We start from the raw sequence: 21,421 nt of genomic DNA on the forward strand, positions 1-21,421 counted from the left end.
ATAAACCGCGCACCACAGGGCAGGAGGGACGAGGATGGCGCAGGACCGGAGCGCGGAGCGCCCTTGGCTGGCCGCCTATCCCCCCGGCATTCCCGCCGACATCGACGCGGACGCGGTCGGCACGGTGGTCGATCTGTTCGACCGCAGCGTCCTGCGCTTCGCCGAGCGCCCGGCGATCACCTGCTTCGGTGCGAGCCTGCGCTACCGCGAGGTCGGCGCCGCCGCTCAGGCGGTGGCGGCGTGGCTGGCCGCCAACGGCTACGGCAAGGGCGGCAAAAGCGGCAAGGGCGGCCCCGAGGGCATCGGCGACCGTGTGGCGGTGATGATGCCCAACGTCCCGGCCTGTCCCGTCGCGCTGCTCGGCGTGCTGGTGGCGGGCTGCACCGTCGTCAACGTCAACCCGCTCTACACCCCGCGCGAGCTCGCGGCGCAGATCAACGATTCCGGCGCCCGCGTCCTGTTCGTGCTGGAGAACTTCTGCCACACGGTGGCGCAGGCGCTGCCGCAGATGCCGGGCCTGGAGCGGATCGTCGTGGCCGGCCCCGGCGACCTGCTCGGCCTGAAGGGGCGGATCATCGATCTCGTGTCGCGGCGGGTGAAGCGGGCGGTGCCGCCCTACGCCCTGCCGGCCGGGCGGACCCTGCGGTTCGAGGCGGTTCTGCGGGCCGGCCGCGGCCTCAAGCGCCCTTCGGTCGCGATCGAGCCCGGCGACGTCGCCTTCCTGCAATATACCGGCGGCACCACCGGCATCGCCAAGGCGGCGATGCTGACCCACCGCAACATCATGGCCAATGTCGAGCAGAGCCGGGCGTGGTTCCGCGGCTCGGCGGAGGACGGCGACGGGCGCGTGGCGGTCACGGCGCTCCCGCTCTACCACATCTTCGCGCTGACCGCCTGCTTCCTGTTCTTCTTCCGGCTCGGCGGCTGCTGCCTCCTGATCCCCAACCCGCGCGACCTCGACGGCTTCGTGAAGACCCTGAGCCGCACCCGGTTCACCAACTTCGCCGGGGTGAACACGCTGTTCAACGCGCTCAACAACCACCCGAAGATCGGCACGGTCGATTTCTCGAAGGTGGAATACGTGGTCGGCGGCGGCATGGCGGTGCAGTCTTCGGTCGCCGCCCGCTGGAAGGCGATCACCGGCCAGACCATCCTCGAAGGCTACGGCCTGTCGGAAACTTCGCCGGTGGTGAGCGTCAACCCGCTCGGGCTGGCCGAGTGGACCGGCACGATCGGCTATCCGCTGCCCTCGACCGAGGTGACGATCCGCGCCGAGGACGGCACGGTGCTGCCCTTCGGCGTGCCGGGCGAACTCTGCGTGCGCGGGCCCCAGGTGATGGCCGGCTACTGGAACCGCCCCGAGGAGACGCGGGCGTCGATGACCGCCGACGGCTTCTTCCGCACCGGCGACGTGGCGGTGATGACGCCCGACGGCCAGATCCGCATCGTCGACCGGATGAAGGACATGATCCTCGTCTCCGGCTTCAACGTCTATCCGAACGAGGTCGAGGACGTCCTCGCCACCCATCCGGCGGTGGTCGAGTGCGCGGTGGTCGGTGCGCCCTGCGGCGACAGCGGCGAGATGGTCGTCGCCCACGTGGTTCTGCGCGACCCCTCGGTGGAGCCGGACGCGCTCCGGGCGCATGCCCGCGCCAGCCTCACCGGCTACAAGGTGCCGCGCCGGATCGTGATCCAGGACAGCCTGCCGAAGACCAATGTCGGCAAGGTGCTGCGCCGGGCGCTGCGGGAGGAGGCGGGTGCGCCGTCGCGAGGTTGAGGAGGGTGCCTTCCGGGGCCGGATCAGCTTGACCGAGCGAAGGACTGCTGAGGGTGGGAGGCTGCTGTTGAGCACCTGTCCGCTGAACGACGGCTTCGCCCCATGAGCCGACATTTGTCGGCACGCGCCGAACCGCCGCTCCCGACCCTACTCGGACGCTAGAGCATCATCCCGAAAGGTGGTTGTCGGCTTTCAGAAAAAATGCTGCAGAAACAAGGAGCTAGAGCATCATCCTGGATCCGATATCCCGGATGATGCTCTAGGAACGTCTGCTTGCCGGCAATGTGGACGGGCTGATCCGGTCTCCGCTTGATCAAAGCGGGGATCGGATTGGCAAGCCCGCGCGGCGCTTGAGCGACGGCCAAATCCGCCATCCCGAAGGGATCAACCGGATTTGGTATGAGATATTTGATCGCTTCGCTCAGCTCGATGTCGCTTGCGGGGCTCGGGAGTCGCTTGAGCTCGGGGGCAGCTTGCCGAGGGCGAAGCGCATGTTGGCTAGAAAGCGCGGACGCTCCGCCTCCGGCACCTCCCCGCCCTCTAGGGCGCGCAGGCTCGCATCAAGGGATTCGCGGTAGCGCCCGCACCAATAGGCGTTGACCGCGAACTCGTCATAGAGCCCGTAGGCGTAGATCCATGTCTCGATGAACAGTCCGTCCGCCGGCGCCGGCAGGCCGAGCAACGGCTCGGCGAGCGAGCACCCTTGCGCATGCCGGGACAGGACGCGGCAGAGACGGCTGGCAGCGTGGGCGGCCTCGGCCCGACCGGGCACAGCGGCGTTGGCTCGGGCATAGATCGCGAGGATCGAGTCAGGTGGGCAGCCCAGCCGCTCCATCATCCGCCCGGCCTGGAGCAGGCTGACGTAGACCTCCTCGCCCCAGAAGCCGAGTTCCGCTCGGCGCAAGTAGGCTTCAATTGCCTTGGTGAGTTGGCCGCAATCGCGGTAGCTCTGCGCGAGATAGAAGGTATAGCGCGAGACGAGGAAGGGGTCCGACTCGGTAGCGAGAGCGCGTTCGAGTACCTGCGCATCCTGACCGTAGGTCTGCGGGTCACGGCGGCGAGCGCCATCGTGGTTGCGCACCATCGTCACCGGCAGCGTGCCGGCGGTGGTGGTCACGTCCCCGCAAGTTAAGAACTCATGCAGCACGCCCCGGTAGCGCCAAGGCAATGCCGAGCGGACGATCTGCGTACGCTGGTAGATGATTCCTTCATCGGCGATGTCGAGGAAGTAGGCGTCTGCTTCCAGATCCGGCAGGACGAAGCTGGGCGGCATGCGAAGCGTGTCGTCGGCGTCTATGATCAGCGTAAAGGTACCGTGTGCCCGAGCGAAGGCGAGTGCCTCACTGCGGTTGTGCGCGAAATCCTGCCAGGGACGCTGGTGCAGGGTGCCAGGCAAATCACGCAATGCATCGCCGATGATCGCCTGCGTCCCGTCCGTTGAACCCGTGTCGACGATGATCCAATGATCGATAATCGGTCGGACTGAGGCGAGGCAGCGGCGGATGACGGGCGCCTCGTTCTTGACGATCATGCACAGGCAGACAGTCTGACCAGTCGGCGTCACAACAGCTCACCTCACGCGTCGAAGAAGGGGGGTCGACAGAGCAGAGCGACCTGGCAGCATCGCATGGCTGCAACCGGCGCCTGCCAAGGCAAGATATAATCGATGCAAGTTCTGCGCATCGAGAGACAATCATTGCAAAACATCACTTGCTGGCAAAAAGGGGCAGATTCAACTCATCCTATTATCGGTGACGCCTGCTATATACACTTTCAGAAGATGCTATTCAGGCGCTGCGACATTGCGCGTCCAGGTGGTGAACGAGAGGCACGCGCAGATCGGCCTCTGCCCAGGGTGTGCGCATCCCCGGGGGTGGATCAGTCATCTTTGAATGTCGGTAACGCTCCGAGTCGAAGCACGGCGACGGATCGATGTCTCGTACGGCCCCAAAGCGCAGGTGGTGCGCAAACGGATCGCGATTCGGACCGATCTCGACACCGTAACGGTCGAGATAGAAAGCGAGATCGAAGTTTGGGTTTGGCGCGAAACGCTGACTGCGTCGATGGGTGAGGAAGTGGGCCAGCGCGCAGATTCGAGGTGGCAGCCCGTAGGTTCGCGCGTACCAGTGCGGATCGAAGTAGCAGACTGGGCGGCAGCCAGACGCCTCACCGACCGTGAGGTAATGCACGAGTGGGTTCTGGTCGGCTCCCTTGAGGTAGCGGTCGCGATACCAGAGCGGGTCGAAGTAGAGGTTGGGCCGTCGGCCCTCGCGCCAGCCGAAGCGGCAGAAATGCTCGATCGGCTCCGCCTCCTCGCGCATGACGTCGGGAGCTTCGTAGAGATAGAGCGTCTCGTCAAACAGCTCGGAGCTGGCGATCAGGCGACGCTCCCTGAGCAGCCGAAGCTCTGCGTACCAAAAACGGGCAGCCGCCCTCCATCGACGAAGCCGCTTGGCCATCGCATCTGTCTCAGCTGAGGCCGCACAGGCTCCGGCGCGGCAAGTGAATGGGCCTCGGGCGCCTCAACACCCTGCGGGGCAGGCAGGCCGAGCGCGGTTATTCGCCAAGCCTCGGCCGATTGTCGGAAGCGGGCGGATCCGTACCGTCGAGAGCATCGTGCTGGATATCAGATCCAGCACGATGCTCTATCCTCTTGTTTATGCATCGTCTTTTTCCAAAAGCCGGTGACCACCTTTCGGGACGATGCACAAGTTGTCAGGAAAGTTCGGCGCTGAGCAGGCTCAGCGCCGAACAGTCGTCAGGCGATTGAGCGGCTGAGGCCGAGACGTGCCCGCCATCCAGCATGCGACCGCTGCTCCACCTCTTGGACGTCAGCCTGCCGCTCAAGCTGCGCCCGCACCTTCTTCAGCTTAGCCCCAGCGATCACGTAGGGCGCACAGCCCCCCTCATGCGCCATCGCCGCAAAGGTCGGGTGCAGGATCAGCGGCGCCTCGCCATTCTCGAAGAATCCGCGGTTGTCCACGTCGAGGTAGCTCTCCGTCGGCAATCCTTCAGCAAGCAGGAGCGCATGCTGCTCCAGCTCGACGTGAAGATACTCGACCGAGGAGACCGCCACCCGCGTGATTGTGCGGTCATTTACGAGGCAGATCGCAGGGATGAGAACGCCGTCGCAGTAGAGGCCGTGGCCGGGCGAGACGATGAGATCCCGAACCGGTAGGCCTCGGCCGAAGGCGCCGGCGGCGATCCGCACGGGATGGGCAGTGGCAGGCTGCGGATGAGTCCGCAGGTCGAGGTGCCGACGGCCGATCCAGCGCACGATGGCAACGGCACCGTCGGCGAGACGGACACGATCGCCGGGCCGCAGATCCTCGATCGCCGTCTCGCCATCAGGCGTCGCGATGCGGGTGCCGGGAGTGAAGCAGATTACCGGGCCTGTGGCTCCGGTGCCGCCCGTGGCTCCGGTGCCGCCCGTGGCTCCGGTGCCGCCCGTGGCTCCAGTCCCGCCCGTGGCTCCGGTGCCGCCCGTGGCTCCGGTGCCGCCCGTGGCTCCGGTGCCGCCCGTGGCTCCGGTACCGCCCGTGGCTCCGGTGCCGCCCGTGGCTCCGGTACCGCCCGTGGCTCCGGTGCCGCCCGTGGCTCCAGTCCCGCCCGTGGCTCCGGTACCGCCCGTGGCTCCGGTACCGCCCGTGGCTCCGGTACCACCCGTGGCTCGAGCGTTATAATCTCCGAGAGCACCGTTGCTGTCGGCAGTAAACCGCGTCCTCGTCGTTCCGGCCGGGGGATTTGATCCATACAATTGCGTATTTGACAGAAGGTACCGGTAAGTTCCCCGATCTGTCTCGCCGGGGGGAATTGCATTACTCGTGAACAACATCATGTCAGAGTTGTCATACTGCGTCGCGGTGAGCTGCACCGACGTCCCAGCAAATCCGGCCGGCGCATCCGCGCCATAAGTGAGATTCACGGTGCTGCCCGGACCAGTAACTGTGCCGTTGATGCTCACAGAGTAGGTGGATGCAGCATCGACCTGGAAAGTGGCAGACGCCCCACCGTCATCAATGCCGAGAAATCCGGCAGCATATACAGTATTATTGAAATTTATCGGCAGAGCCATCGCGTTATCTCCCTGAATCGAACAATTTGAGCTCCCGCATTTGCAACATACAAAGTGCGCTAACAAGTGTAAGCTCAAACTCGTTCTTGTTAGTTATTTACAGACGACCCTGAAGACGCGCTCCACCGTTCGCCTCTCCTAAAAGAATGCCGCGAACCTGAGCGGCCAGCAATCCCTCGAAACATATAGTTCGTCACAAAACTTATTATCTTCTAGGATTGAGCCGTGCCTGTGCTTCATTTGCAACATATTGCCGCAGAATCTGCATGGTAATGCCAAATAGGAAAAGTATTCGGGACATATAGGCAATTCATATTCCTAATTTGCCCGTACCCCACCGCCGGCGGTCTGATGGTGTCAGTTCAGCACGATATGCGCCGCAAGATTCATCAAATATTTGTTCAAGGATTATCTATGTATCTTTTAATAACCGGAAATTATTGCGACATACTGTTTGGCAAGTGAAGATTTCAATTCCGAAACCGTAATGGATGCATCCAGATCCTGCTTAGATTCTCGTGCCTGCTCTCCACTCCATCCGGACCTTCGGCGAAAGCGGCTCGAATGTCCGCAAGGAGTTCAACAGCGTGGATTGCAGGCCCGCGGTTGGAGTGTCCGAGAGGGGTCGGAAGCGAGCCGACGCACGGTCGAGCCGTTCCCGTGTCCCCCCTGACCTTCGAAACTCGTCAGAAGCGACCGTGTCGGGCGGTCTCGGCACAAGCCCGATCGCAGCAAAATTCACCCCGTCATCCCTCTCCGACGCACCATTGTGCAGTGCGGAACCGTGCCCGGTAGCGATCATTGCCCCTGCGACGAGGAGGTGATCGATGGCGCAAGCCCACGCAGTCTTCGACGAGCTCATCGGATGGATCGTCCAGCTTCCCTGGTGGGTCGCGAGCCCGATCCTGATCGCCGGCTGCTGCGCGCTGGTGCTGCCCCTGCACGGGGTCGCCTATCGCTTCGCGCAGAGGGCGGTGAGCGGCAAAAGCTTATTCTGGCGCTCGCTCGTCTCGCGCACCCGGGGTCCGAGCCGGCTCGCGCTGCTGGTGGTGGCCCTGGCGCTCGCGGTCTCGACCGCCCCCCTGACCTGGCAGATCCGGCTCGTTCTCAATCAGGTGCTGCTCGTCGCCTTCGTGACGCTGGCGGGCTGGACCTGCGCCACGGCGATCCACATCGCCACCGTGATCTACCTGCGCCGGTTCAAGCTCGACGCAGAGGACAACCTGCTCGCGCGAAAGCATTTCACGCAGATGCGCATCCTGGAGCGGGCGGCGCTGACCATGGTGGCCCTCCTCACCGCGGCCATCGTGCTGATGACCTTCGAGCCGGTGCGGCAATACGGCGTGAGCCTCCTCGCCTCGGCGGGCGCCGCCGGGCTGATCCTCGGGCTGGCGATGCAGCCGGTGCTCTCCAACCTCGTGGCGGGCATCCAGATCGCCATCACCCAGCCGATCCGGATCGAGGACGCGATCATCGTCGAGAACGAGTGGGGCTGGGTCGAGGAGATCACGGCGACCTACGTCGTCGTGCGGCTGTGGGACTGGCGCCGCCTCGTGCTGCCGCTGACCTACTTCATCCAGAAGCCGTTCCAGAACTGGACCCGCGAGGGTGCGTCCCTGATCGGCTCGGTGTTCCTCTACGTCGATCACCGGGCGCCGATCGAGGCGATGCGCAAGGAGCTGCGGCGGATCGCGGGGGCGTCCCGGCTGTGGGACGGCCAAGTGGTCAACCTGCAGGTCTCGGATGCGCGCGAGGGCGTGATCGAGCTGCGGATGCTGGTGAGCGCGCGCAACGCACCCCAGACCTGGGACCTGCGCTGCGAGGTGCGCGAGAAGATGATCGGCTTCCTGCAGAAGGAGCATCCTGCCGCTCTGCCGCGCCAGCGGGCGGAATGGGTCAACCCCGATCCGCCCTATCCCGGCGGCCGGGTCACGCCCGAGGCCGGCAACGGGCCCGGCCTGCGCGGCGAGCGCCCGGTCCGGAGCGATCCCCGCGCAGCGGCCGCCTGAACCGGCAACCGCACCGGAAACGAAAAGGGCCCGGTGCGGTCGATCCGCACCGGGCCCTTTCTCATCGCCGTAGGGGAGACCGCCTCAGCAGCTCGCGTGACCGCACTGGCGGATGTCGTTGATGGTCTTGCGCATCGGCTCGACGCCGACCGCGCCGGGCAGGATCTCGTCGCCGATGACGAAGGCGGGGGTGCCCGACAGGCTGAGCTTGTCGCCCAGACCGACATTCTCGGTCAGCGCGGCCTTCACCTCCGGCCCCTGCGCATCCCGCTTCAGGCGCTCGATATCGGCGCCGAACTCACGTGCCACCGCGATCGCCCGCTCGCCGTTGATGCGGCCCTTCGTCTCGAGCAGCTTGGCGTGATAATCGAACATCTTCTCCGGCTTGAGCTGCAGCTTGGCCGCGAGCGCGATCCGGCTTGCCTCCAGCGACTCGGCGCCGAGCACGGGGAAGTCCTTGAGCACCACCCGCAGCTTCGGATCGGACTTGATCAGGGTCTGCACGTCGGTGAACGCCTTGCGGCAATAGCCGCAATTGTAGTCGAAGAACTCGACCACGGTGACGTCGCCGTTCGGGTTGCCGGCGACGATGCCGTGGGGCGAGTTGGTCAGCGCCTCGCGCGATTCCTTCAGCGCGGCGGCCTGGGCGAGCTTCTGCGTCTCCTGGGCGCGGCGCTCGCCCTCGGCAATCGCCTCTTGGAGCACGTCGGGATTCTTGACGAGGTAGTCCTTGACGATCCCCTCGATCGCCTTGCGCTGAGCGTCGGTGAAGGGGACGGCCTCCTCCGCGCGGGCGCCCGCGGCCGCGCCGAGCGATAGGCCGCCGGCGAGGGCGAGGACGGAAACGGAGCGGAACAGCGTCATCGAGACCTCGTAATACGTGTCGGGACGAAGGCCCGGCGGGAACATCGACGGAGCGTTCAACCGGCCCTGCGCGACGAGACTATGGCACAGCGCGACCACCGCGCCGATGCCAATCTAACTTCCACGGGGCCGCCGCCCGGAAAAGCCTTCGTCCGGTCCTGCTCCAGGGCTGCGGCAATTTCACGGCGCCGGCCGCTCGCTTAGAAGTTTCAGCCAAGACCGCGCTACATTATCGATTCGCTAAACGATGCACTTCAAGTTCTCGGGCAGCCGCGATGCCGCCGGAGCGGGCGAAACGGGGGGAGCACAGCGTGATCGTCGTGGTGAGCGATCGGCCAGATCGTAGCCAGCCTCTGGTCGATGCCGTGCGCGCCGTTGCCGAGTGCCGAGTCGTCGGCACCGAGGAGACCTGGGACCGGATCGGTCCGCTCCGCGGCGTGATCGCCGACATCACCCTGAGCCGCCCCGAAGCCAAACGCTGCCTGCGCCTGCTCACGAGCCGATCGGCACGGGCACGCACGCCGCTCATCTGCCTGACGCGCGGCGGCGGACAGAGCGGCTTCACCGAGGCGCGCAATCTCGGCGCCACGCTCTGCCTGTCGGCTCTGGCCGAGCCGCGCATGGTCGTGGGCTCGCTGGTGCGCGAAGTCTGGCCCGACAAATCGGTGGCCGACCTCGTCGTCACCCGCGAGACGCAGCGGGCCGGCACGCTGATGACCAACCTGTTCGCCTCCGCCCAGACCGGCGCCGTCGACATGTCGAACGTGGAGCAGGGGGTCGGCCCGGTGCTCGACGCCATTCACGAGGGGGGCCTGTCGCGCTGGCTCGACGAGGTCTGGGCGCACGACGACGTGACCTTCCAGCACTGCCTGCTGGTCTCCGGCGTCGTCGCCGCCTTCGCCCAGAGCCTCGGCCTCTCCGCCGCGGACAGGCAACTCATGACCCGGGCCGCCCTGGTGCACGACGTGGGCAAGTCGCGCATTCCCCATGCCATCCTCAACAAGCCCGGCCGGCTCGACGACGACGAGCGCGCGGTGATGCAGACCCACGCGCCGATCGGCCATGAGATCCTCAGCGCGTCGGGCGGCTGCGATGCGGTGACGCTCGCGGTAACCCGCTACCACCACGAGATGCTCGACGGGTCGGGCTATCCAGACAAGCTGTGCTCCGGCGAGATCGGCGATCCGGTCCGGCTGCTGACGATCTGCGACATCTACGCCGCCCTGATCGAGCGGCGTCCCTACAAGGCGCCGATGTCGAGCCACGACGCGCTCTCCATCCTGGCGGGCATGGAAGGGAAGCTGGAGGGCGGACTGGTGCAGGCGTTCGGCCGGGCGGTCCGGGATACCCCCTGAGGCGATTCCCGGCGAGGGTAGCCCCGGCGAGCCTGCTTCTTCGTGGCTTGCATGCCCCGATCGCACCCTCGTCGTACGACGGTCATGGAAGCCATCATAAGTTAAGGAGGGATCGCCTTCGAGGGACTTGTGCATGTCTTCATCCCGACGATGGTCACGCCCCCCGGTCTGCGCCCCGATCCTATCCCTGGCCCTATCCCTGGTCTGCCTCGGCGGCACGGCGGCGATCGCCGAGGAGCGGCCGAGGAGGCACGCCGCCGAGAGCCGGCCCGGCAAAGGCGAGCCGAAGCGGGAGCCGTTCGGGGCGAAGGCCGACGCGGACAAGCCGCCGATCACCCTCGACGAGAAGGGCATCACGGCGCGCTTCGAGGACGGCAGCAAATTCCGCGTCGGCGGCCGGCTTCAGGCCGATTTCGGCGCGGGGCGGGTGCAGCAGCGCGGCTTCGGCCCGGCCTTCGAAGAGCCGGCGGCGATCCGCCGGGCCTGGATCGAGACCTATTACAGCCTCAAGAATTTCGAGTTCGCCTTCCAGTACGACGTCAACGAGCCGCGGGTGCCGGTGAGCGACGCCATCGTCGCCTACAAGGGCTTCAAGGACGTCATCATCACCCACGGCAACTTCAAGGAGCCGTTCAGCCTCGATCAGCTCATCAGCGACAACGTCAGCCAGTTCACCGAGCGCTCCCAGGCCGACGCCTTCGCGCCGGCACGCAACTTCGGCACCGCCATCGGCACCCACGGCGCAAACTGGACGGCGGTGACAGGTGTGTTCGGCGGCAACATCAGCACCGGCATCCAGAACAACGGCATCGCCTCGACCACCCGCGTGACCTACACGCCGTGGCTCTCCGAGAACAGGAACGACGTCGTGCATCTCGGGCTGGCCGGCAGCTACCGGACCCTCGGCGACGACACCAGCAGCCCCGGCCTGTCGAGCCGCTCGGAAGCGTTCCTGTTCGCCCGCCCGCTGGTGGATACCCGGACGATCCGCAACGCCACGGCGATCGGCCGCGCCGGGTTCGAGGCGGCGTGGCAGCAGGGACCGTTCCGGCTCCAGGGCGAGTACATCCTCACCAATATCGAGCGCCGCGACGGGCGCCCGCCGCTGTTCTTCCAGGGCGGCTACATCCAGGCCTCGGTGGTGCTCGACCGGAAGGGCCGGCCCTACCGGGTCGCCCCGACTTACGGCAGCGAGTACGGCGTCTTCACCGGCATCACCGTCGAGGAGGGCCAGCGGGTCAGCCGCGGCGGCACCGGCGTGTTCGAACTCGGACTTCGCTACAGCGCCATCGACCTCGAATCCCGCGAGATCCGCGGCGGCATCGAGCACGACTTCACCGCGGGCGTGAACTGGTATCCCGAGCCCAACATCCGCTTCGTCTTCGACTACATCCGCTCCCACGCCGAGCCGTCGGCGGCGGCGCTGAATTTCGGCCGCCGCACCGTCGATGCGGACGTCTTCATCGGCCGGGCGCAGCTCTACTGGTAGGCGGGGCAGGCGGCGACCCTCGCGGTTGAGCGGGCTGGCGTCAGGGTCTACCTGCAGCCCTGTCCCACTTCTCCCGTGAGGAGCCCGCCGTGAGCCCCGATCCCGCCCTCTCGCGCCGTGCGCAGGCCGTCGCCCCCTTCCTGGCGATGGACGTGATGGCCGCCGCCGGCGCCCGCGAGCGGCGCGGGGAGGGCGTCGTCCACATGGAGGTCGGCCAGCCCTCGGCGCCGGCGCCCCGCGCGGTGATCGCGGCGGCGCAAGCCGCGCTCGCCGACGGGCGCATCCCTTATACCGAGGCGCTCGGGCTGCCCGCTTTGCGCGAGCGCATCGCCCGGCACTACGCCGAGACCTACGGTGTCCGCCTTTCCCCCGAGCGGGTGGTGGTGACGACGGGCTCGTCGGCCGGCTTCGTGCTCGCCTTCCTCGCCCTGTTCGATGCCGGCGCGCGGATCGGCGTGCCGCGCCCCGGCTACCCGGCCTATGACGGCATCCTGCGCGCCCTTGACCTGATCCCGCAGCCGCTGACCCTGCGCGCCGAGGACCGCTACGCCCCGACCCCGGCGCTGGTGCGCGCGGTCCACGCAGCGGAGCGGCTCTCGGGCCTGCTGGTGATGAGCCCGGCCAACCCCTCCGGCACGGTGATCGCGCCGGCCCGCCTCGCCGAACTCTGTGCCACCGCGCGGTCCTTGCGCCTGCCCTTCATCTCGGACGAGATCTATCACGGGCTCAGCTACGGCGTGCCGACGGCCACCGCCCTGCAATTCGACGACGCTGCCGTCGTCATCAACTCGTTCTCGAAATTCTACTGCATGACCGGCTGGCGGGTCGGCTGGATGGTCGTGCCCGACGCCCTCGTGCGCGGGATCGAGCGGCTGGCGCAGAACCTCTATATCTCGGCGCCCTATCTCTCGCAGATCGCGGCACTGGCCGCCTTCGACACGCTCGACGAGATCGTGGCGATCCGCGACGGCTACGCGCGGAACCGCGCCCTGCTCCTCGATGCGCTGCCGCCTCTCGGCTTCACCGGCATCCACCCGGTGGACGGCGCCTTCTACCTCTACGCCGACATGGCTCGCTTGACGGACGATGCCGGCGCCTTCTGCCGGCGCATGCTCGACGAGGCCGGGGTGGCCGCCACACCCGGCCTCGATTTCGACCCGGAGGAGGGCGGCCACCACATCCGCTTCTCCTTCGCCGGCTCGCAGGTGGATTGCGCCGAGGCGGTTACGCGGCTGAAGGGGTGGCTGGGCTCCTGACCGGACGCAAAGCCCTGCGGCGCAGCGATCCCTTCCCCCTGTGGGGGAAGGGCGGCCCTCGCGTGAGCGAGGGTCGGGAACGGGATCACCCGCCTAGTCCGCACATGCCCTCTCCCACGGAGGGGAGAGGGATTTGAACGGATCCTCGGTCGGGGGTTACTCCCCGCCGAGCGCCGCCTTGGTGCGCGACCACCAGCCGGCCCGCTTCGGGCGGTTCGGATCGGGCGGGGTCAGCACCACCGCGACGGGCTCGGGCGCCGGCTCCGGCGCCGCCGGGACGGGGGCCGCCGCCTCGGTCGCGGCCTCCGCGACGGCATCCGCCCGGATCGGCTCGACTTCCGGCGCGGGAGCGACCGGAGGCCGCTCGGCGGCGCTGCCGTTCTCGGCGGCGAGCGAGACCGTGGTCACGTCGGCGTCGCTGACCGGCTCCTCGGGGCCGACCGGAAGGGCGTCGGAGGCGGTCTCCTCAGGATGCGCCTCGGAGACGGTCTCGGAGGCGTCCGCCGACCGGGCCTCGTCGGCCTCGGAATCCTGATCCGTGTCCGAGGAACCGTTGCGCTCGGTCCGGCCACGGCCGCGGCCGCCCCGGCGCCCGCGGCGGCGGCGGCGTCCGTTGCCGTCATCGTCGCCAGCCTCGGCAGCCTCCGAGGCGGCCTCGTCCCGCTCGGCGGCGGTGCCGACGGCCGCTTCGTCAACATGCGCCTCGGATTCGGGGGCCTCGTCGCCGTCCTCGCTCTCGGCTCCGTTGTCGTCGCCGGCCTCGTCCTCGTTGTCGTCGCCGTTGTCCTGCCGCGCGCGGGCCTCGCCCTCGCCGGAGGAGCGCCCGCCACGACGGCGGCGACGGCGGCGGCGGCGTCCGCCGCCGTCCTCGGAGGCGTCGGCGGCCGAGCGCTCCTCGGCGGTGCCCTCCGTCTCGGTCTCGGCTTCGGCCGCGATCTCGGCCTCCTCGCCCTCCTCGGTCTCGACGACGTCGTCCTCGAATTCCTCGGCCTCGTAGACCGGCGAGATCGCCACGGCGCGCACGCCCGTCACCGGGCCCTCGTGCTTCACCGCCGGCTCACCGCGTTCGAGCTGGAAGGCCGAAGTCGCCACGAGCCGGTCGTCGGCGGAGATGGTGATCGCCACCTGGAAGCGCTGCTCCAGATCGTAGAGATGCGCCCGCTTCTGGTTGAGAATGTAGAGCGCCGTCTCGGTGCGGGTGCGCAGCACGACGTTGTGGCTCGCCGACTTGAGCAGCCCCTCCTCGATCGAGCGCAGGATATGCAGCGCCACCGAGGAGGTCGCCCGCACGAAGCCCGAGCCGCCGCAATGGGCGCAGGGGATGGACGACGATTCGAGCACGCCGGTGCGGATGCGCTGGCGGCTCATCTCAAGCAAGCCGAAGGGCGAGATCCGCCCGACCTGGATGCGCGCCCGGTCGTTCTTGAGCGCCTCGTTCAGGCGCTTCTCCACCGCCCGATTGTTGCGCTTCTCCTCCATGTCGATGAAGTCGATCACGACTAGGCCGGCGAGGTCGCGCAGGCGCACTTGGCGGGCGACTTCCTCCGCCGCCTCGAGGTTCGTCTTGAGCGCGGTGTCCTCGATGTCGTGCTCACGCGTCGCGCGGCCCGAGTTCACGTCGATCGAGACCAGCGCCTCGGTCGGGTTGATGACGAGGTAGCCGCCCGAGCGAAGCGCCACATGGGTCGAGAACATCGCGTCGAGCTGCTGCTCAACGCCGTAGCGGGCGAAGATCGGCGTCGGGTCACGGTAGGGTTTCACCACCTTCGACTGGCCGGGCATCAGCATCCGCATGAAGTCCTTGGCCTCGCGGTAGGCGTCCTCGCCGGAGACCAGAACCTCGTCGAGATCCTTGTTGTAGAGGTCGCGGATCGCCCGCTTGATCAGCGAGCCCTCCTCGTAGACCAGCGCCGGGGCGGTGGAGGACAGCGTCAGCTCGCGCACGCTCTCCCACAGGCGCATCAGGTACTCGAAGTCGCGCTTGATCTCGGGCTTGGTGCGCGAGGCGCCGGCCGTGCGCAGGATGATCCCCATCCCCTCCGGCACGTCGAGATCGGCCACGACCTCCTTCAGGCGCTTGCGGTCGGCGGCCGAGGTGATCTTGCGGGAGATGCCGCCGCCGCGACCGGTATTGGGCATCAGCACCGAGTAGCGGCCGGCGAGCGACAGGTAGGTGGTGAGCGCCGCGCCCTTGGTGCCGCGCTCCTCCTTGACGACCTGAACGAGGATGATCTGGCGGCGCTTGATCACCTCCTGGATCTTGTAGTGACGGCGATAGGCACGCGGGCGCTCGGGGATCTCGGCGAGCGCGTCGCCCGAACCGCCGACCTGCGCGACCCGGCGCTCGCCGTCCTCGGACTCCTCGTCCTCTTCCTCGTCGTCCGAATCCTCGTCATCGGACTCGTCGTCGTCCTCATCCTCGTCATCGTCGGACTCGTCGTCCTCGGAATCCTCATCGTCCGAGTCCTCGTCGTCCGAATCCTCGGCGTCCGAGTCCTGGGTATCATCGTCGGACTCCGCTTCGGCCTGCTCGGCCTCGGAGACCGGTGCCGTGGCGCCGACGGGCTGCGGCTCGACCGTCTCCGCCTCGGCGGACGCGGCGTCGGAGGCTTCCGCCTCGACGGGCGGGTTCGGCGCCTCGGAGATCGCGGCGATGTCGGAGGGCTCGACCGCGGTCGGCGACTCGGCCTCGGCCGATCCTTCGACCGCCCCTTCGGCAGACGTGTCGGCCGGCGCGTCGCCGGCGGGCGCGCCGGGCTCCAGCGCGGCCTCGGGCAGGCTCGCCGAGGCGTCGCCACCGGGCTCGACCGCCGCAGGGGCCTCGTCGCCCTCGGGCCGCTCCTCGACGAGGGCGGCGCGCACCGCCTCGATCGCCTCCGGCGTCGGCGCGTCGGCGGCCTGGCCCTCGCCGGGAATGGCATCTTCCTCGGACACGGTCTCCGAGACCGCCTCCTGCGACTTCACCGTGTCGCCGCTGCGGGCGCCGCGGGCCTCGGCCCGGCGCCCGCGCGAACGGCGGCCGCGCGGGGGACGGCGCTCCTCGCGCTCGCGGTGCTCCTCCTCCTCGCGCGCCTCGGCCTCGATCAGCGCGAGGCGGTCGGCCATCGGGATCTGGTAGTAGTCGGGGTGGATCTCGTTGAAGGCGAGGAAGCCGTGGCGGTTGCCGCCGTACTCGACGAAGGCCGCCTGGAGCGAGGGCTCCACGCGGGTGACCTTGGCGAGATAGATGTTGCCCCTCAGAGGCCGGCGGTTAGCCGCCTCGAAATCAAATTCCTCGACCCGCGAGCCTTGGACCGTGACGACCCGGGTCTCCTCCGGATGCATCGCATCGATGAGCATCTTGTTGTTGGCCATGACGTGCTTTCGACATGGCGGCCGACGTCGTTCTCCTCACGCTCGCGCCGCTTGGTCCCGGCGGCGCCGCCCCCGGCCTACGGGCCGGAAGGAAAGGGGCGCGTGCCGGCCTCGTCACCGAGGTCGCGGAGGATGCGGGGAGGGGATTGCCGTCAACCGCCTTCTGGCGCCGGGCATCGGCGCGCTGGGGGTTGAACAGGGCCGGGGAGACGGAAGGGGCGAGGCGACGCGAAAACCGCGCGCCTTCGGCACGAGCAGCGGCAACCGATGCTGTGCGTCCTCCCATCCTGATCCGGCCTCGCGAAGATGGTGGGCCGGTTGAGCGGCCCGTACAGATTTCATGGGCGCGACCGCCCCGGAATGATCGGGAGGCCGCGAATGCCGTAACACCCGCCCGGATGCCGGGAGGCGCCGACTGACGCTGCCAATACGAGCGAGGTGGGCGCCGACATGCCCCGGGCGCGCCCGAGGGCCGCCGAAGCGCCAACCCGGGAATGGGGTCGATATCATTACAGAGTGTCGCGGGAGAATTGCAAGGGTTCCGTATGACGGCCCTCGGCACTTCGTCAGGGGAGTGCAAGGGAGCGCATAGGAGCGCGTGGGCGCAATGGGAGCGCAGTGACGCTCGTGCCGTCTTCGTGAACCGGATACCGCTCTGCAGGCTTGAAGCAGGCGAGAGCCGCCGGCACCGCCGGGCGGCAGGGGAGGGCTTCGCGGTGTCGGCTCCGGAACAATCGCTCGCCTCGGTGGCGAAGGAAGGGCGTGAGGCCCGTTACCGGGGCGACCCGGACAGCGCCAACCCGCACCCGGAGGGCTCGGAGGCACATGCGGTCTGGCGGCGGGCCTGGGCGATGCCCGACGGCGAGGCGGCCGAACGGGAGGCACCCGACAGCCGCGCCTGACGCGCCGGCCATCCCATCCGCCGCCCTCATCCTGAAGGGGGAGGGGAGGATAGGACGCGCCACGGCTACCAGCGGGGTCGCTCCATGGTGTCGCTCTTGCACAACAGCGTCACCGGGACCGCGATCGACGCGGTGAGGAACGGTTAACCATCTCGGCCGTATCCCGTATCGGAGGCTCCCCGGAACCTTGGCCGACCGATGCCGCACAGCACCCGCCTGCCCGGACTTCTCCGCCCCGTCGCCGCCCTCTCACTCCTGGGGGGCGCGCTCTTGGCGTTCGGCCCTGCGACGGCCCAGGACGGCCCACAAAGCAGCGGCCCGCAAGGCAACGGCGCGGCGGTGGCGATCGCCGCCGAGACCGCGAGCCGGGACGGTACCACGCGGCTCACCCTCACCCTGTCGAAGGCGATCGAGGCGCGCGCCTTCGTGATGGAGCGGCCGGACCGGGCGGTGATCGATCTGCCCGAGGTCAATTTCCAGCTCGATGGGGAGACGGGCAAGCTGAGCGGGCGCAAGCGGGACGGCGCCATCGCCTCGTTCCGCTACGGCCTGTTCGCGCCGGGCCGCTCGCGCATCGTGGTCGATCTCACCGGCCCCGCCGTGGTCGAGGCCGTGGAGACGGTCAAGACCCGCGAGGGCGCGGTGCTCGTCTCGATTCCCTTCCGCAAGGTCGATCGCGACACCTTCCGCAAGGCGGCGGTGGCGGGCGATCCGAGCCCAGCGGCCGCCGCCAAGGCGGCACCCAAGGCCGCGTCGACGAGCGAGGCCGCCGACACCCGCCCGCTCATCGTCATCGATGCGGGCCATGGCGGCACCGATCCCGGCGCCATCGCCGCCACGGGGGTGTTCGAGAAGGACATCGTGTTCGGCTTCGCCCAATCCTTCGCCGAGCGGCTGGAACAGTCGGGCCGCTACCGCCTGGTGATGACCCGCGACCGCGACGTGTTCGTGCCGCTGGCCGAGCGGGTGCGCATCGCCCGCGAGGCCAAGGCCGACCTGTTCATCTCGATCCATGCCGACTCGATCTCGGCCGCGCCGCAGGTGAAGGGTGCCACGATCTACACGGGCTCGGAGAAGGCGACCGACAGCGAGTCCGCCCGGCTCGCCGAGCGCGAGAACCGAGCGGATGCCGCCGCCGGCACCGAATCCGGCGAGGGGCCGGCCGATGTCGCCGACATCCTCCAGGAACTGACGCTCCGCGAGACCCGCGGCTTCTCGGCGGGCTTTGCCGGCCGGCTGATGGGCCAGCTCTCGCCGGTGATGGAGATGAGCACGAAGCCGCACCGCGAGGCCGGCTTCAAGGTGCTGCGCTCCCCCGACGTGCCCTCGGTGCTGATCGAACTCGGCTACCTGTCGAGCAAGAGCGATCTCGAGAAGCTGCAATCGGAGGAGTGGCGCGCCCGGGTGACGGGATCGATGGCCAAGGCCGTGGACCTGTTCTTCTCCGGTCGGGCCACCCTCTCGCGGCCAGCGCCGACCGGAGCGCGCTCCGCCGAGAACGGAAAAAGCGCGATCGCGCTCCGGCCCTGAGGGGCCGGGCACGGTTCCCCAGCGCGAAGAGCGGTGCCGCGGCCTTTGACGAGGCGTCGAGCGGAGCGAAAGCCCGAGGGGCCGAGGTCTTCCGCGGAAGCGGGCGACGGCGACTGAGGCTGACTGAACCCAAGGGATCGCTTTCGGGAGATCCCCTCGATCGCCCCAGTTTCACCATAGAGCCGGTGTCGATACGGGGCTCGACGAGCCCCCCCGTCCGCCTGACACGAGGCGCGGCCGCGCGGGGCCTCACCAGAGCCCGCGGCAGGCCCTCGCGCCGGCCCATCGGCACGCAGCGGACGAGCGACGGAACGGACCCCGGATGCGTTTCATCCTGCGATTCTTCGCCTTCCTGTTCTCGGCCGGCGCGGTGGTGTTCTGCATCGCCGCGGCGGTGGGCGCGTTCTTCTACTGGAAGTACAGCCAGGATCTGCCCGACCACGCCGCGCTCGCCAATTACGAGCCGCCGGTGATGACCCGCGTCCACGCCGCCGACGGCTCGCTGCTGGCCGAGTACGCCCACGAGCGGCGCCTCTACCTGCCGATCCAGGCGATGCCGAAGATCGTGGTCGCCGCTTTCCTCTCGGCCGAGGACAAGAACTTCTACAAGCACGGCGGCATCGACCCCGAGGGCATCGTCCGCGCGATCCTCACCAACGCCCAGTCCGGGAAGAAGCAGGGCGCCTCGACCATCACCCAGCAGGTGGCCAAGAACTTCCTGCTCTCGAACGAGCAGACCTACGACCGCAAGATCAAGGAAGCGCTGATCGCGCTGCGGATCGAGTCGACCTACTCGAAGGACAAGATCCTCGAACTCTACCTCAACGAGATTTTTTTGGGGACCATCGTTCCGGGCCGCAACCTCCATGGCGTGGCGGCGGCGGCGCTGGATTACTTCGGAAAGTCGGTTCACGAGCTGACGATCAACGAGGCGGCCTATCTCGCCGCGCTCCCGAAGGGTCCGAACAACTACCATCCCTACCGCAAGACCCAGGCGGCGCTGGCGCGGCGCAACGAGATCATCGGCCTGATGGCCCAGAACGGCTACATCACCGCCGAGGAGGGCACCGAGGCCAAGAAGCAGCCGCTCGGCGTGAACCCGCGCGTCGCCTTCGCCAACGCGGCCAATGCCAACTACTTCACCGAAGAGGTGCGCCGCGAGATCTCCGAGCGCTACGGCCAGAGCAAGCTCTACGAGGGCGGCCTCTCGGTGCGCGCCACCCTCGATCCGAAGATGCAGGCGCTCGCCCGCAAGGCGCTCATCGACGGCCTCGTGCGCTACGATCAGGCCCGCGGCTGGCGCGGCGCCGAGCACAAGGTGGACCTGACCGGCCGCGATTGGGGCCAGGCCATCGCCGAATTGCCGGCACTCGGCGACATCGCTCCCTGGCGGCTCGCGGTGGTCTTGAACACCAATGGCGGCGTCGCCCAGGTCGGCCTCCAGCCCAAGCGCGAGCCCGGCGGCGCCCTCTCGAAGGAGCGCGAGACCGGTGCGGTCACCGCGGAAGGCGTGAAATGGACCGGCCGCCCGGTCGCCACCGCGCTGAAGGTCGGCGACGTGGTCTATGTCGAGCCGCTCGATCCGGCCAAGAGCACCTACCGCCTGCGCCAGAAGCCCGAGGTGTCGGGCGCCATCGTTGCGATGGACCCGTATACGGGCCGCGTCCACGCCATGGTCGGCGGCTTCTCCTACGAGGAATCCGAGTTCAACCGCGCCACCCAGGCGATGCGCCAGCCCGGCTCCTCGTTCAAGCCGCTCGTCTACTCGGCGGCGCTCGACAACGGCTACACCCCGTCCTCGGTGGTGCTCGATTCACCGATCACCATCGAGGCCGGCCCCGGCCAGGAGGCGTGGTCGCCCTCGAACTACGACGGCAAGTCCGGCGGCCCGCACACCCTGCGCTACGGCATCGAGCACTCGAAGAATCTGATGACGGTGCGGCTGGCCAAAGACATCGGAATGCCGCTGATCGCCGAGTATTCCCGTCGGTTCGGCGTCTACGACGACCTGCTCCCCGTCCTGCCGATGTCGCTGGGCGCCGGCGAGACCACGGTGATGCGCATGGTCACCGCCTACTCGATGCTGGCCAATGGCGGGCGGCGCATCCGCCCGACGCTGATCGACCGCATCCAGGACCGCACCGGCGAGACGATCTACCGCCACGACAACCGCAAATGCGTCGGCTGCGACGCCGAGAAGTGGTCGGGCCAGGACGAGCCGAAACTCGTGGACGAGTCCGAGCAGGTGCTCGACCCGCTCACCGCCTACCAGATGGTCTCGATCATGGAGGGCGTGGTCCAGCGCGGCACCGCGACCATCCTGAAGCAGATCGGCAAGCCGCTCGCCGGCAAGACCGGCACGACCAACGACGCCAAGGATGCGTGGTTCGTGGGCTTCTCCCCCGATCTCGCGGTGGGCGTCTATCTCGGCTTCGACAAGCCGCGCTCGCTGGGCGACCGGGCCACCGGCGGCGGGCTGGCCGCCCCGATCGTCCTCGACTTCCTGAAGGTGGCGCTCAAGGACAAGCCGCCGACCCCGTTCCGCGTGCCGCCGGGGATCAAGCTGATTCGCGTCAACGCTTCCTCCGGCACCCGCGCCGGCTCGGGTGAGGGCGGCGGCACCATCCTCGAGGCGTTCAAGCCCGGCACCGCCCCCCCGGACGCCTACGTCGCCCCGTCCGCCCCCGCCGCGCCGCCGCCGGATGCCGGCGCCGCCGCCCAGGCCGGCGGGGTGTACTGAAGCCCCCCTCACGATCCGCGATCGACAGAGAGCCGCCCCGACCGGGGCGGCTCTTTTCGTTTCGGGGACG

13 protein-coding genes are annotated in these 21,421 nt (G+C 68.2%); 8 read left to right on the top strand and 5 right to left on the bottom strand.

The features are described 5' to 3' along the window. The first annotated feature begins 34 nt into the window (after positions 1–34). Positions 35–1,777: an AMP-binding protein gene (locus LPC10_RS18055; protein ID WP_231343801.1), complete on the top strand. Its 1,743-nt coding sequence runs from the start codon at positions 35–37 to the stop codon at positions 1,775–1,777. Between the two features lie 421 nt (positions 1,778–2,198). Here LPC10_RS18055 and LPC10_RS18060 read toward each other — a convergent pair whose 3' ends face one another. From LPC10_RS18060 to LPC10_RS18070, 3 genes are all read right to left on the bottom strand, one after another. Beyond that, positions 2,199–3,308 carry a glycosyltransferase gene (locus LPC10_RS18060; protein ID WP_231343802.1) on the bottom strand — a complete coding sequence of 370 codons (1,110 nt, stop codon included), beginning with the start codon at positions 3,306–3,308 and terminating at the stop codon, positions 2,199–2,201. Between the two features lie 256 nt (positions 3,309–3,564). Next, a complete protein-coding gene (locus LPC10_RS18065) occupies positions 3,565–4,236 on the bottom strand; it encodes a hypothetical protein (protein WP_231343803.1) in 672 nt (223 codons plus the stop codon). Positions 4,237–4,535: 299 nt separating this feature from the next. Next, the gene (locus LPC10_RS18070; protein WP_231343804.1) at positions 4,536–5,852 is read right to left on the bottom strand and encodes a Hint domain-containing protein; all 1,317 of its coding nucleotides are present in this window, start codon (positions 5,850–5,852) and stop codon (positions 4,536–4,538) included. An 827-nt stretch (positions 5,853–6,679) separates the two neighbouring features. On the opposite strand from LPC10_RS18070, the gene LPC10_RS18075 reads away from it, so the two are divergent. After that, complete coding sequence (locus tag LPC10_RS18075) at positions 6,680–7,861, top strand: mechanosensitive ion channel family protein (protein ID WP_231343805.1); 1,182 nt, start codon at positions 6,680–6,682, stop codon at positions 7,859–7,861. An 84-nt stretch (positions 7,862–7,945) separates the two neighbouring features. Here LPC10_RS18075 and LPC10_RS18080 read toward each other — a convergent pair whose 3' ends face one another. Then, positions 7,946–8,725, bottom strand: coding sequence for a DsbA family protein (locus LPC10_RS18080; protein WP_108943028.1), 780 nt, complete (start codon positions 8,723–8,725; stop codon positions 7,946–7,948). 311 nt (positions 8,726–9,036) lie between these two features. Between LPC10_RS18080 and LPC10_RS18085 the strand changes: the two genes are divergently transcribed. The 3 genes from LPC10_RS18085 (at position 9,037) to LPC10_RS18095 (ending at position 12,825) form a co-directional block, all read left to right on the top strand. Beyond that, positions 9,037–10,080 carry an HD-GYP domain-containing protein gene (locus tag LPC10_RS18085; RefSeq protein ID WP_231343806.1) on the top strand — a complete coding sequence of 348 codons (1,044 nt, stop codon included), beginning with the start codon at positions 9,037–9,039 and terminating at the stop codon, positions 10,078–10,080. A gap of 133 nt (positions 10,081–10,213) precedes the next feature. Beyond that, a complete protein-coding gene (locus LPC10_RS18090) occupies positions 10,214–11,569 on the top strand; it encodes an OprO/OprP family phosphate-selective porin (RefSeq protein ID WP_231343807.1) in 1,356 nt (451 codons plus the stop codon). 89 nt (positions 11,570–11,658) lie between these two features. Beyond that, on the top strand, positions 11,659–12,825 hold the full coding sequence (locus tag LPC10_RS18095; protein WP_231343808.1) for a pyridoxal phosphate-dependent aminotransferase: 1,167 nt from the start codon (positions 11,659–11,661) through the stop codon (positions 12,823–12,825). A gap of 156 nt (positions 12,826–12,981) precedes the next feature. Here LPC10_RS18095 and LPC10_RS18100 read toward each other — a convergent pair whose 3' ends face one another. Then, positions 12,982–16,179: a ribonuclease E/G gene (locus tag LPC10_RS18100; protein WP_231343809.1), complete on the bottom strand. Its 3,198-nt coding sequence runs from the start codon at positions 16,177–16,179 to the stop codon at positions 12,982–12,984. Between the two features lie 716 nt (positions 16,180–16,895). Here LPC10_RS18100 and LPC10_RS18105 point away from each other — a divergent pair. From LPC10_RS18105 to LPC10_RS18115, 3 genes are all read left to right on the top strand, one after another. Next, a complete protein-coding gene (locus LPC10_RS18105) occupies positions 16,896–17,081 on the top strand; it encodes a hypothetical protein (RefSeq protein WP_231343810.1) in 186 nt (61 codons plus the stop codon). Positions 17,082–17,279: 198 nt separating this feature from the next. Then, positions 17,280–18,611: an N-acetylmuramoyl-L-alanine amidase gene (locus LPC10_RS18110; RefSeq protein WP_231343811.1), complete on the top strand. Its 1,332-nt coding sequence runs from the start codon at positions 17,280–17,282 to the stop codon at positions 18,609–18,611. Positions 18,612–18,933: 322 nt separating this feature from the next. Beyond that, on the top strand, positions 18,934–21,351 hold the full coding sequence (locus tag LPC10_RS18115; RefSeq protein WP_231343812.1) for a penicillin-binding protein 1A: 2,418 nt from the start codon (positions 18,934–18,936) through the stop codon (positions 21,349–21,351). Positions 21,352–21,421: the final 70 nt, after the last annotated feature.

The sequence above is a fragment of the Methylorubrum sp. B1-46 genome (assembly GCF_021117295.1).
GTDB lineage: Bacteria > Pseudomonadota > Alphaproteobacteria > Rhizobiales > Beijerinckiaceae > Methylobacterium.